Annotated in this window: 10 protein-coding genes; 8 read left to right on the forward strand and 2 right to left on the reverse strand. The window is 53.9% G+C overall.

Features of this window, described 5'->3' with window-relative positions; translation table 11 throughout:
• Nucleotides 1-24 precede the first annotated feature (24 nt).
• The 8 genes from tig to IAE27_RS00900 all read left to right on the forward strand — a co-directional run bounded on the left by tig (nt 25) and on the right by IAE27_RS00900 (nt 9,805).
• Nucleotides 25-1,323, forward strand: coding sequence for a trigger factor (gene tig / locus IAE27_RS00865; protein ID WP_004099537.1), 1,299 nt, complete (start codon nt 25-27; stop codon nt 1,321-1,323).
• A 315-nt stretch (nt 1,324-1,638) separates the two neighbouring features.
• Entirely contained in the window at nt 1,639-2,262 is a 624-nt protein-coding gene (gene clpP, locus IAE27_RS00870) for an ATP-dependent Clp endopeptidase proteolytic subunit ClpP (RefSeq protein WP_003021624.1), read from the forward strand.
• 132 nt (nt 2,263-2,394) lie between these two features.
• Nucleotides 2,395-3,669 (forward strand): ATP-dependent protease ATP-binding subunit ClpX, encoded by a 1,275-nt coding sequence (gene clpX, locus IAE27_RS00875; protein WP_004099538.1) that lies wholly within the window; start codon nt 2,395-2,397, stop codon nt 3,667-3,669.
• Nucleotides 3,670-3,852: 183 nt separating this feature from the next.
• Entirely contained in the window at nt 3,853-6,207 is a 2,355-nt protein-coding gene (lon, locus tag IAE27_RS00880; RefSeq protein WP_154022364.1) for an endopeptidase La, read from the forward strand.
• Nucleotides 6,208-6,415: 208 nt separating this feature from the next.
• On the forward strand, nt 6,416-6,688 hold the full coding sequence (hupB, locus tag IAE27_RS00885) for a nucleoid-associated protein HU-beta (protein WP_002444653.1): 273 nt from the start codon (nt 6,416-6,418) through the stop codon (nt 6,686-6,688).
• Between the two features lie 213 nt (nt 6,689-6,901).
• A complete protein-coding gene (gene ppiD, locus IAE27_RS00890; RefSeq protein WP_016808683.1) occupies nt 6,902-8,776 on the forward strand; it encodes a peptidylprolyl isomerase in 1,875 nt (624 codons plus the stop codon).
• Nucleotides 8,777-8,924: 148 nt separating this feature from the next.
• Nucleotides 8,925-9,293: a helix-hairpin-helix domain-containing protein gene (locus tag IAE27_RS00895; protein ID WP_004099556.1), complete on the forward strand. Its 369-nt coding sequence runs from the start codon at nt 8,925-8,927 to the stop codon at nt 9,291-9,293.
• A gap of 110 nt (nt 9,294-9,403) precedes the next feature.
• Nucleotides 9,404-9,805 (forward strand): YbgC/FadM family acyl-CoA thioesterase, encoded by a 402-nt coding sequence (locus IAE27_RS00900; protein ID WP_154022365.1) that lies wholly within the window; start codon nt 9,404-9,406, stop codon nt 9,803-9,805.
• 225 nt (nt 9,806-10,030) lie between these two features.
• On the opposite strand, the gene queC is transcribed toward IAE27_RS00900, so the two are convergent.
• Together queC and IAE27_RS00910 are read right to left on the reverse strand one after the other, a co-directional pair.
• Entirely contained in the window at nt 10,031-10,726 is a 696-nt protein-coding gene (gene queC, locus IAE27_RS00905) for a 7-cyano-7-deazaguanine synthase QueC (protein ID WP_115239937.1), read from the reverse strand.
• 66 nt (nt 10,727-10,792) lie between these two features.
• A complete protein-coding gene (locus IAE27_RS00910) occupies nt 10,793-12,493 on the reverse strand; it encodes an SgrR family transcriptional regulator (protein ID WP_142447575.1) in 1,701 nt (566 codons plus the stop codon).
• Nucleotides 12,494-12,596: the final 103 nt, after the last annotated feature.

Genomic DNA, 12,596 nt, shown 5'->3' on the forward strand with positions numbered 1-12,596 from the left:
CTGTGATTTTTTTGAGGTAACAAGATGCAAGTTTCAGTTGAAACCACTCAGGGCCTTGGGCGCCGTGTAACGATTACTATCGCCGCTGACAGCATCGAGAATGCTGTCAAAAGCGAGCTGGTCAACGTAGCGAAAAAAGTTCGCATTGACGGCTTCCGTAAAGGCAAAGTGCCGATGAATGTTGTTGCTCAGCGTTATGGCGCATCTGTTCGCCAGGACGTGCTGGGTGATCTGATGAGCCGCAACTTCGTTGACGCGATCATCAAAGAAAAAATTAATCCGGCCGGCGCGCCGAACTATGTTCCGGGCGAATACAAGCTGGGTGAAGATTTCACCTACGCGGTAGAGTTCGAAGTTTATCCGGAAGTTGAGCTGCAGGGTCTGGAAGCGATCGAAGTTGAAAAACCGGTTGTTGAAGTGACCGACGCCGATGTTGATACCATGCTGGATACTCTGCGCAAGCAGCAGGCTAACTGGAAAGAAAAAGACGGCGCAGTTGATGCTGAAGACCGCGTTACCGTTGACTTCACTGGTTCCGTTGACGGCGAAGAGTTCGAAGGCGGCAAAGCCTCTGACTTCGTCCTGGCGATGGGCCAGGGCCGCATGATCCCGGGTTTTGAAGAGGGTATCAAAGGCCACAAAGCTGGCGAAGAGTTCACCATCGACGTGACCTTCCCGGAAGAGTACCACGCTGAAAACCTGAAAGGTAAAGCGGCGAAGTTCGTTATCAACCTGAAAAAAGTTGAAGAACGTGAACTGCCAGAACTGACTGAAGAGTTCATCAAACGTTTCGGCGTTGAAGATGGTTCTGTAGCCGGTCTGCGCGCTGAAGTGCGTAAAAACATGGAGCGCGAGCTGAAAGGCGCCGTGCGTAACCGCGTTAAGTCTCAGGCTATCGAAGGCCTGGTAAAAGCTAACGATATCGACGTACCGGCTGCACTGATCGACAGCGAAATCGACGTTCTGCGTCGTCAGGCTGCTCAGCGTTTTGGCGGTAACGAGAAACAGGCTCTGGAACTGCCGCGTGAGCTGTTCGAAGAGCAGGCTAAACGCCGCGTTGTTGTTGGTCTGCTGCTGGGCGAAGTGATTCGTACCAACGAGCTGAAAGCTGACGAAGATCGCGTAAAAGGTCTGATCGAAGAGATGGCTTCCGCTTACGAAGATCCGAAAGAAGTGGTCGAGTTCTACAGCAAGAACAAAGAGCTGATGGACAACATGCGCAACGTTGCGCTGGAAGAGCAGGCCGTTGAAGCCGTGCTGGCGAAAGCTAAAGTGTCTGAAAAAGCCACTTCCTTCAGCGAACTGATGAACCAGCAGGCGTAATTTCGCCTCAAGGTTTAAGGTTTGAGTAAAAACCCGTTGCCGAAAGGCTGCGGGTTTTTTTATTGCAATGATAGCCTTAGGATGAGTGCGAAAAGGCGATTTCAGTGATAGCGTTACGGCAAAAGATTGTTATGCTTGAATTATGGCGACGTCATCCCCATAACCGGGAGACGTAACTGCATTGGCATAATCATGCGCCGTAATGAAGCGTGCATCTATGCACTTCTGCCCGACAGCAGAAATTCTGGCTGATAATCCGTCCGTAAGGTTACAATCAGTGCAGCGGTTTTTTTCAAATTAATCCAGGAGACGGAAATGTCATACAGTGGCGAACGAGACAACTTTGCACCCCATATGGCCCTGGTGCCGATGGTCATTGAACAGACCTCACGCGGCGAACGTTCATTTGATATTTACTCCCGTCTGCTCAAGGAGCGCGTCATTTTTCTGACCGGCCAGGTAGAAGATCACATGGCTAACCTGATTGTGGCGCAGATGCTGTTTCTAGAAGCGGAAAACCCGGAAAAAGATATCTATCTGTACATTAACTCTCCGGGCGGCGTGATTACCGCCGGGATGTCTATCTATGACACCATGCAGTTCATTAAGCCAGACGTGAGCACCATTTGTATGGGCCAGGCGGCCTCTATGGGCGCATTCCTGCTCACCGCCGGGGCGAAAGGCAAGCGTTTCTGCCTGCCGAACTCACGCGTGATGATTCACCAGCCGCTGGGCGGCTACCAGGGCCAGGCGACGGATATCGAAATCCACGCCCGCGAAATCCTGAAGGTGAAAGGTCGCATGAATGAACTGATGGCACATCATACGGGTCAATCTCTTGAGCAGATCGAGCGTGACACCGAGCGCGATCGTTTCCTGTCTGCCTCAGAAGCAGTGGAATACGGCCTCGTCGACTCCATTTTGACTCATCGTAATTGATGCCCCTGGCGCAAGGGTGCCGCTATACTTGGTTGTAAGAGGGCGGCACAACGCTTCATAGCGGTTTGCGCCTGAGAATGGCATTTGCGTCGTTGTGTGCGGCACAAAGAACTTAATAAGAGGTTTGGACTCATGACAGATAAACGCAAAGATGGTTCGGGCAAACTGTTGTACTGCTCTTTTTGCGGCAAAAGCCAGCATGAAGTGCGTAAGCTAATCGCCGGGCCATCCGTGTATATCTGCGACGAATGCGTTGATTTATGTAACGACATCATTCGCGAAGAAATTAAAGAAGTCGCGCCGCATCGCGAGCGCAGCGCGCTGCCGACTCCGCACGAAATTCGCCACCATCTGGACGATTACGTTATCGGCCAGGAGCCGGCGAAAAAAGTGCTGGCGGTGGCGGTATACAATCACTACAAACGTCTGCGCAATGGCGACACCAGCAACGGCGTAGAGTTGGGTAAAAGCAACATTCTGCTGATCGGACCGACCGGTTCCGGTAAAACGCTGCTGGCGGAAACGCTGGCGCGCCTGCTGGATGTGCCTTTCACCATGGCGGATGCCACCACTCTGACCGAAGCCGGTTACGTGGGTGAAGACGTTGAAAACATCATCCAGAAGCTGCTGCAGAAGTGCGACTACGACGTACAGAAAGCCCAGCGCGGTATCGTCTACATTGATGAAATCGACAAAATTTCCCGTAAATCGGATAACCCGTCGATCACCCGCGATGTCTCCGGCGAAGGCGTGCAGCAAGCGCTGTTGAAGCTTATTGAAGGCACCGTTGCCGCGGTTCCGCCGCAGGGCGGGCGTAAGCATCCGCAGCAGGAGTTCCTGCAGGTTGATACCTCTAAGATCCTGTTCATCTGCGGTGGCGCCTTTGCAGGACTGGATAAGGTCATTTCCCACCGTGTAGAAACCGGTTCTGGTATTGGTTTCGGCGCGACGGTTAAGGCTAAATCCGACAAGGCCAGCGAAGGCGAGCTGTTGTCTCAGGTTGAACCGGAAGATCTGATCAAGTTTGGTCTGATTCCTGAGTTCATCGGGCGTTTACCGGTGGTGGCGACCCTGAGCGAGTTGAGCGAAGAAGCGCTGATTCAGATCCTCAAAGAGCCGAAAAACGCCCTGACCAAGCAGTATCAGGCGCTGTTCAGCCTTGAAGGCGCTGAGCTGGAGTTCCGCGACGAAGCGCTGGATGCTATCGCTAAGAAAGCGATGGCGCGTAAAACCGGCGCTCGCGGCCTGCGTTCTATCGTTGAAGCCGCGCTGCTCGATACCATGTACGATCTTCCGTCAATGGAAGATGTGGAAAAAGTGGTCATCGATGCCTCGGTTATCGATGGTCAGAGCAAGCCGCTGCTGATTTACGGCAAACCGGAAGCGCAGCAGGCATCTGGTGAATAATTAACCAATTTGCTCAAGCAGTTAACAAAAAGGGGGGATTTTATCTCCCCTTTTATTTTTCCTGCATTCCCGCCGTTGAATGTATGGAATACATCCCCATATACTGGTTTACATATTAACGGCGACGCGTCGTTGAGTTGCGTCGTCGGCTACCTGGCGGACTTTAAACTAAGAGAGAGCTCTATGAATCCTGAGCGTTCTGAACGCATTGAAATCCCCGTATTGCCGTTGCGCGATGTGGTGGTTTATCCGCACATGGTCATACCCCTGTTTGTAGGGCGGGAAAAATCTATCCGTTGTCTCGAAGCAGCCATGGATCATGATAAAAAAATCATGCTGGTTGCGCAGAAAGAAGCCTCGACGGATGAGCCGGGTGTAAACGATCTTTTCACCGTCGGGACCGTGGCGTCTATTTTGCAAATGCTGAAGCTACCGGACGGTACTGTCAAAGTGCTGGTCGAAGGTTTGCAGCGCGCGCGCATCTCTGCGCTATCTGATAACGGCGAGCATTTTTCGGCGAAAGCTGAATATCTCGAATCGCCGGCGATTGACGAACGCGAGCAGGAAGTGCTGGTTCGTACCGCTATCAGCCAGTTTGAAGGCTACATCAAGCTGAACAAAAAAATCCCACCGGAAGTGCTGACGTCGCTGAATAGCATCGACGATCCGGCGCGCCTGGCGGATACCATCGCAGCCCATATGCCGCTGAAGCTGGCGGACAAACAGTCCGTGCTGGAGATGTCCGACGTTAACGAACGTCTGGAATATCTGATGGCGATGATGGAATCAGAAATCGATCTGCTGCAGGTTGAGAAGCGTATTCGCAACCGCGTGAAAAAGCAGATGGAGAAATCTCAGCGCGAGTACTACCTGAATGAGCAAATGAAAGCCATTCAAAAAGAGCTCGGCGAGATGGACGACGCCCCTGACGAGAACGAAGCGCTGAAGCGTAAGATCGACGCGGCGAAAATGCCGAAAGAGGCAAAAGAGAAAACCGAAGCGGAACTGCAAAAACTGAAAATGATGTCCCCGATGTCGGCGGAAGCAACCGTCGTTCGCGGCTACATTGACTGGATGGTGCAGGTACCGTGGAACGCCCGCAGCAAGGTTAAAAAAGACCTGCGTCAGGCTCAGGAGATCCTCGACACCGATCACTACGGTCTGGAGCGCGTGAAGGATCGCATCCTTGAGTACCTCGCGGTGCAGAGCCGTGTTAACAAGCTCAAAGGGCCAATCCTGTGCCTGGTTGGGCCTCCGGGGGTCGGTAAAACCTCGCTGGGTCAATCTATCGCCAAAGCAACCGGACGTAAGTATGTGCGTATGGCGCTGGGCGGCGTGCGTGACGAAGCGGAAATCCGCGGTCACCGCCGTACCTACATTGGCTCAATGCCGGGCAAACTGATCCAGAAAATGGCCAAAGTGGGCGTTAAAAACCCGCTGTTCTTACTGGATGAGATCGACAAAATGTCTTCGGATATGCGGGGCGATCCGGCATCGGCGCTGCTGGAGGTATTGGATCCGGAACAGAACGTGGCTTTCAACGACCACTATCTGGAAGTGGATTACGATCTCAGCGACGTGATGTTCGTCGCGACCTCTAACTCCATGAATATTCCGGCGCCGCTGCTGGATCGTATGGAAGTGATTCGCCTCTCCGGCTACACCGAAGATGAGAAGCTGAACATCGCTAAACGCCATCTGCTGTCAAAACAGATAGAGCGTAATGCGCTCAAAAAAGGCGAGCTGACGGTTGATGACAGCGCGATTATCGGCATTATCCGTTACTACACTCGTGAAGCGGGCGTGCGTGGTCTGGAGCGCGAAATCTCGAAACTGTGCCGTAAAGCGGTCAAACAGCTGTTGCTGGATAAGTCGCAGAAGCATATTGAGATTAACGGCGACAACCTGCATGACTTCCTGGGCGTGCAGCGCTACGACTATGGCCGTGCGGATAGTGAAAATCGCGTGGGTCAGGTGACTGGCCTGGCGTGGACGGAAGTGGGCGGCGATCTGCTGACCATTGAAACCGCCTGTGTTCCGGGTAAAGGCAAGCTGACCTATACCGGTTCACTGGGTGAGGTTATGCAGGAATCTATCCAGGCTGCGCTGACCGTGGTGCGTTCGCGTGCGGATAAGCTGGGTATTAACTCAGACTTTTATGAAAAACGCGATATCCACGTGCACGTACCGGAAGGCGCAACGCCGAAAGATGGCCCAAGCGCCGGGATTGCGATGTGTACCGCACTGGTTTCCTGCCTGACGGGTAATCCGGTGCGCGCCGATGTGGCGATGACCGGGGAAATCACCCTCCGCGGTCAGGTGTTGCCAATCGGTGGTCTGAAGGAAAAACTGTTGGCTGCACACCGTGGCGGCATTAAGACTGTTCTGATTCCTGATGAAAATAAACGTGACCTTGAAGAAATTCCAGATAACGTTATCGCCGATTTAGATATCCATCCGGTGAAACGAATCGAGGAAGTTCTGGCACTTGCACTGCAGAACGAGCCGTTTGGTATGGAAGTCGTCACGGCAAAATAGTGATTTCGCGCAAATAGCGCTAAGAAAAATAGGGCTGGTAAGTAAATTCGTACTTGCCAGCCTTTTTTTGTGTAGCTAACTTAGATCGCTGGCAGGGGGGTCAATTACAACTCTGTTGTAAGGGCATGACAGTCCTGATATAACTGCTGCGCGGTCGCGCCACGAAGGATTCTGGTGCGATATAAATTATAAAGAGAGGAAGAGAACAGTGAATAAATCTCAACTGATTGACAAAATTGCTGCCGGTGCGGACATTTCTAAAGCCGCAGCTGGACGTGCGTTAGATGCTTTAATCGCTTCTGTTACTGAATCTCTGCAGGCTGGGGATGACGTTGCGCTGGTAGGGTTTGGTACTTTTGCTGTTAAAGAGCGCGCTGCCCGTACCGGTCGCAATCCGCAAACAGGCAAAGAAATCACCATCGCTGCTGCTAAAGTACCGGGTTTCCGTGCAGGTAAAGCGCTGAAAGACGCGGTAAACTGATCGACTTCCCCACTGGGGTCTGTGACGAAGTACAAGGGCGCATCGCAAGATGTGCCTTTTTTATTTGCCAGAATGAGACTTAATGTGACTTTATACGCACTTGTGGGCTGACAATCACCCCGTTTTCTTGTCAAAATACGTCCTCACGCGCGGCGGCCATCACATGCTATGCTGCGCGAGCAAAAGTCATCTACAGCGGAGCGTTGTTACACCATGATGGACAACCTACGCACGGCCGCCAACAGCGTCGTGCTCAAGATTATTTTCGGTATCATTATCGTCTCGTTCATTTTGACCGGGGTGAGTGGTTACCTGATTGGCGGTGGAAACAACTATGCCGCAAAAGTTAATGACCAGGAGATTGGTCGCGCACAGTTTGAAAATGCCGTTGCCAGCGAGCGTAACCGCATGCAGCAGCAGCTTGGCGATCAGTTTTCTGAACTGGCGGCCAATGAAAATTACATGAAGACCATGCGTCAGCAGGTGTTGAACCGTCTGATTGACGAGGCGCTGCTCGATCAGTACGCCCGTGAACTGGGCCTTAATATCAGCGACGACCAGGTCAAGCAGGCTATCTTCAAGACCCAGGCTTTCCAGGCGGATGGCAAATTTGATAACGAGCGCTTCAGCCGTATCGTTAATCAAATGGGGATGACGACGGACCAGTACGCTCAGGCATTACGTAATCAGCTGACGACTCAGCAACTGATTAACGCCGTTGCCGGTACCGATTTTATGCTGCCGGGCGAATCCGACCAGCTGGCGGCGCTGGTGTCGCAACAGCGCGTCGTCCGTGAAGCGACGATTGACGTAAACGCGCTGGCGGCGAAGCAAACCGCCACCGACGATGAAATCAACGCGTTTTACCAGCAGAACCAGGCGCGTTTTATGGCGCCTGAGCAGTTCCGCGTCAGCTACATCAAGATGGATGCTGCGAGCATGCAGGAAAACGTCTCTGACCAGGAAATTCAGTCATGGTACGACCAGCATCAGGATCAGTTCACTCAGCCGCAGCGTAATCGTTACAGCATCATCCAGACCAAAACCGAAGCGGATGCTCAGGCGGTGCTTGATGAGCTGAAAAAAGGCGCTGATTTCGCCGCGCTGGCCAAAGAAAAATCAACCGATATTATCTCTGCCCGCAACGGTGGTGATATGGGCTGGCTGGAAGATGCGGCTACCGTGCCGGAGCTGAAAGAGGCCGGTCTGAAAGAAAAAGGCCAGCTTTCAGGCGTAATTAAATCTTCCGTCGGTTTCCTGGTGGCGCGTCTGGATGACGTTCAGCCTGCTCAGGTAAAACCGCTGGCTGACGTTCGCGATGATATCGCGGCTAAAGTGAAGCAGGAGAAAGCTCTGGATGCTTACTATGCGCTGCAGCAAAAAGTCAGCGACGCGGCGAGCAACGATAACGAATCCCTGGCTGGCGCGGCTCAGGTTGCCGGTCTGAAAGTGGTTGAAACCGGCTGGTTTGGTCGCGATAACCTGCCGCAGGAGCTGAATTTCAAACCGGTTTCTGACGCTATTTTCAACGGCGGTCTGGTTGGCGAAAACGGTACGCCAGGCAGCAACTCCGATATCATCACCGTCGACGGCGATCGCGCGTTTGTTCTGCGCATCAGCGAGCATAAACCGGAGGCGGTCAAACCGCTGGCGGAGGTGAAAGCGCAGGTGAGCGATATTGTTAAGCACAACAAAGCGGAGCAGCAGGCGAAGCTGGATGCCGATAAGCTGCTGACGGCCCTGAAAGAGGGTAAAGGCGACGAAGCGATGAAAGCCGCCGGACTAAGCTTTGGTGCGCCGCAGACGCTGTCGCGTACCGGTCAGGAAGCGTTGATCCAGTCTGTCTTTGCGCTACCGCTGCCGCAGGCGGGTAAGCCCAGCTACGGCGTGGGCACGGACATGCAGGGCAATGTAGTACTGCTGGCGCTGGATGAAGTGAAAGCGGGTACGATGCCGGAAGAGCAGAAAAAGGCGATGATTCAGGGCATCACCCAGAATAACGCACAGATCGCCTTCGAAGCGCTGATGAGTAACCTGCGTAAAGCGGCGAAAATTAAGCTCGGCGACATTATCGATCAGCAACAATAATTACGTGCTGCTTCGCAAAAGCAAGTAACGTGATGCAATTATCAAAGGCCGCTTTCGCGGCCTTTTCCATTTCTGCATTTTGCCTTTTGTACTCTTTTTCCCTCATCGCTATCGTGACCTTGCTGTCTACAAACAAGGAGATAACAGCATGAAACGAGGATTGAAAACGCTTCTTACCGTGGCCGTACTGGTTTGCGCAGCGGGAAGTCAGGGCGCTTTTGCCGCGCCTTCCAGCGGGAAGACGTCGCCGGCAACAAAGGAGAGCGTGCAGACGCCGCAGGCAAAGGCACCTGATGCGTTGAACGCGCCCGATAGCGAAGGTACCAGGGTGAGTATCAATAACGCCAGCGCCGAAGAACTGGCGAAGGGGCTGAACGGCGTTGGCCTGAAGAAGGCGCAGGCTATTGTCAGCTATCGTGAAGAATATGGGCCATTTAAAACCGTTGACGATCTTAAGCAGGTGCCGGGGATGGGCAATTCGCTGGTAGAGAGAAATCTGTCACATTTGAAGCTGTAAATTTTCTTCACAAGTTTGCACAGTCGTTATTATTTGCCAGACTGAAGAGGTCACACCAGTGGTGTGACCTCTGACCTCAAAACAACAATTAAAGATAAGGCATTTGCGCTATGCAGACACAAATCAAAGTTCGCGGCTATCATCTCGACGTCTATCAGCATGTCAATAACGCGCGGTATCTGGAGTTTCTCGAAGAGGCGCGCTGGGATGGCCTGGAAAGCAGCCCGGCCTTTCACTGGATGACCGCTCGCAACATCGCCTTTGTGGTGGTGAATATAAACATCAACTATCGTCGGCCCGCGGTGTTAGGCGACGTTCTCACCGTTACCAGTAAGCTGGAAAAGCTGAACGGAAAAAGCGGGACCTTAAGCCAGGTGGTTACCCTTAACCCTAACGGCGAGGTGGTCGCCGATGCGCTTATCACTTTTGTCTGTATCGATCTAAAAACGCAGAAAGCGCTGGCGCTTGAGGGCGAATTGCGGGAGAAGCTGGAGCAGCTTGAGCCTCGCTAACAGGCCAGCTGGAGAGGGATGTCCCGGAGGCGGTACTGCGCACCTGTCCGGGCTACGTTTTCTCACCTGTCTGCGATCCGGTAGCCCGGGCAGGCGCATCGCGCCGCCTCCGGGAGCAAGCGCACAGAAAGTGGCAGAAATTCCCCAGAGCTAAGAGTGCGCGCTTGTTCGGCTTATACGTCTTCTGCCGCCTACGCTTCCATCGCGCTATCGGGAAATAACCGGCTACTGCAGTCCTGTTTTCTGCTTCATGACCGTCATCACCCCAACCTTATCGCCCAGATACTGGCGCAGCCCGTTGGCGCGGAGGTTACAGGCGGCGCACTGCCCGCAGCCGTCGCCTTTAATGCCGTTATAGCAAGTCAGGGTTTCATGGCGTACCAGGTCCAGCTGGCCCCAATAATCGGCCAGTGCCCACGTCTCGGCTTTATTCAGCCACATCAGCGGCGTCTCAAAGCGAATATCTTTCGCCATTCCCAGGCTGACGGCCTGGTGCAGCGCTTTGACGAACTCATCGCGGCAGTCCGGGTAACCCGAAAAGTCGGTCTCGCAAACGCCGGTGATGATAGCTTCCGCTTTAACCTGATACGCGTAAATGGCCGTCAGGGTTAAGAACAGAATGTTGCGACCGGGCACGAAAGTGTTGGGGATGCCGCTGGCGTCCGGTTCATAATCCGGAACCGGAATGCTATCGCGGGTCAGGCTGCTGACCGCCAGTTCGTTAAGCAGCGTGACATCAAGGACTTTGTGGGCAACGGCGCCCAGCTTTAGCGCCAGTTCGCGAGCAACGTCAATCTCCGCGCGATGACGTTGGCCATAATCAAAAGTGACGCAATGCACTTCATCATACTGTTGCAGAGCCTGCACCAGGCAGGTCGTCGAATCTTGTCCTCCACTGAAGACAACTACGGCGCGTTTCATGGTAATTCCTGACAATCGAAGTGAAGCGCATATGGTAGCGCCTGATGAAGATGACCACCAGCCCCGTCACGGCGTCGAAGCCGGTAGCCAGGCGCTGGCGAAATCAAACCAGCCTCGCGCGTTCAGGCGCAGCCCGTTGACGCCAGGCGGTGCGCTGATGCGATAATTATAATTAAACAGCGGCGTCATGATGGCATCGTCCATCAGTGTGTTAAAGACGTTGCGCAAAGCTTCGCTGCGGCTGCGTTCGTCCGGTAATACCTGAACGGCATCCAGCGTTGCCTGAAGATGCGCATATTGCGCCCCGGTCAACAAATTAGGCCACAGGGCATCGCAGCGTAGCCACTGCTCCAGCGCATAAACCGGCGCTTCGCCAATCAGGCGATCGCCCATCATCAGGTCCGCCTTCGCAAACTGCTGGCAACCATCCCAGTTTTTCGCGTCATGAAAAATTATCGTCAGCTCGCAGCCGAGTTCTGCCAGCCGTTGCCGAAGGCGCTCCGCCATGGCGTGTAGCTCTACGGGAAGGTGATAGAGCAGAGTTAGCCGTTCGGGCAGCGGTGTATCACCATTTTCTGGCCACTGCGGAATAGTCCATCCCGGCAATACTTCGTTGCTCGGCGCGATCAGGTCTTCATCCAGCGGCAGCGTTTCTAACAGACCGGAGCGATGAATCAGCGAAACCAGTCTTTGGGCCTGCGCTTTATTCAGGTGGGGGCTCTGACGCAGCGTCAGATAGCAAAATCCAAGGCTAATGCTATTGCTGACCTGGCGCAGTCTGGTCAGCTCATCAGGGTCGCCAATGGTTATCTGTACCGGATGACGACAGCTGGTGCCCAGATCCTGTTCGAACAGCTGCGGCGTGATCCAGAATTCAACGGCCTGCAGCAGCGGATGGGTGAGATGATAACGCTGATGGTTTTCCAGCCGCACCAGTTCCTGAGTAAATAGTTTCAGGCGAAATGGCCCGCTGCCGATCGCCGGATCGTCCGGATGCGCCAGCACGCTGCAGTAGCTGGCAAGGCGGAACGGTAGCCAGTAATCGGCGCGGTGCAGGGTGATAGTCAGGCACTGAGAGTGGGTGACGCTAATCTCGCTGATACTGGCGAACAGCGTACGCATCGCGGGGAGCTGCAACAGCATCAGAAGCCGCTGCTGCAGCTGTGAGGTTTTTATCGGATCGCCGTTATGCCAGAACAGGGTGGAACGAATATAAAAGTGCCAGCGCAGACCGTCAGGCGACACCTCCCAATGATGGGCTAAATCGCCTATCGGGCAGGTACTTTGCGCATCGAAACGGGTCAGGCCGGAAAATATCTCCCCTGCCAGGTGCTGCTCCGCGCGTCCCGGCATAAAACCCGGGCGCAGCGGCTCCAGCGGACGGTAATAAGGAATACGCAGGGTAGGCGTATCGTTCTGCCATTGGCCGCCGAGAAAGGGGGAAAGCAGCGCTTTAAGCTCTACAGGCGCCAGCTGGGCCAGTTCGAGGGCGTTCTGCTGCTGTCCTTTACTTAGCGCCTGCTCCATCATTTCATTGCGCAGCGTCTCCGGCGCTTTGTAAAACTGGAGTAGCCCGCGCTTTCCGCGACCGGAGCTGGCCTGCCAGCTTAGCCAGCCGGATTCTTGCGCCTGGCGCAGCAGGGTTCGGATATGTCGTTCGCTGCAAAAGCAGCGCTCGGCCAGCTCGCCGACGGTCACCTGCTGCGGCTCGCCGGAAGAGGGTAGCCAGAGTCGCTGATACTGATGCAGACGGTTTAATAGCCTCATCGCTGTTTAGTCCTGCGGTAGATGATAAACCCGGAACAATAAAATTTATCTATTCACTATTACTTCCGTATATCTCAGGCAATACTGCAACACAAGCAAAATC

The sequence above is a fragment of the Klebsiella sp. S69 genome, assembly GCF_016516145.1.
GTDB classification, from domain to species: domain Bacteria; phylum Pseudomonadota; class Gammaproteobacteria; order Enterobacterales; family Enterobacteriaceae; genus Klebsiella; species Klebsiella oxytoca.

What these genes read in the sequence shown, in the direction of transcription:
- queC (WP_115239937.1), bottom strand. Translation starts at nt 10,726, where the DNA reads ATGAAACGCGCCGTAGTTGTCTTCAGTGGAGGACAAGATTCGACGACC.
- ppiD (WP_016808683.1), top strand. Translation starts at nt 6,902, where the DNA reads ATGATGGACAACCTACGCACGGCCGCCAACAGCGTCGTGCTCAAGATT.
- IAE27_RS00910 (WP_142447575.1), bottom strand. Translation starts at nt 12,493, where the DNA reads ATGAGGCTATTAAACCGTCTGCATCAGTATCAGCGACTCTGGCTACCC.
- clpX (WP_004099538.1), top strand. Translation starts at nt 2,395, where the DNA reads ATGACAGATAAACGCAAAGATGGTTCGGGCAAACTGTTGTACTGCTCT.
- lon (WP_154022364.1), top strand. Translation starts at nt 3,853, where the DNA reads ATGAATCCTGAGCGTTCTGAACGCATTGAAATCCCCGTATTGCCGTTG.
- IAE27_RS00900 (WP_154022365.1), top strand. Translation starts at nt 9,404, where the DNA reads ATGCAGACACAAATCAAAGTTCGCGGCTATCATCTCGACGTCTATCAG.
- IAE27_RS00895 (WP_004099556.1), top strand. Translation starts at nt 8,925, where the DNA reads ATGAAACGAGGATTGAAAACGCTTCTTACCGTGGCCGTACTGGTTTGC.
- clpP (WP_003021624.1), top strand. Translation starts at nt 1,639, where the DNA reads ATGTCATACAGTGGCGAACGAGACAACTTTGCACCCCATATGGCCCTG.
- tig (WP_004099537.1), top strand. Translation starts at nt 25, where the DNA reads ATGCAAGTTTCAGTTGAAACCACTCAGGGCCTTGGGCGCCGTGTAACG.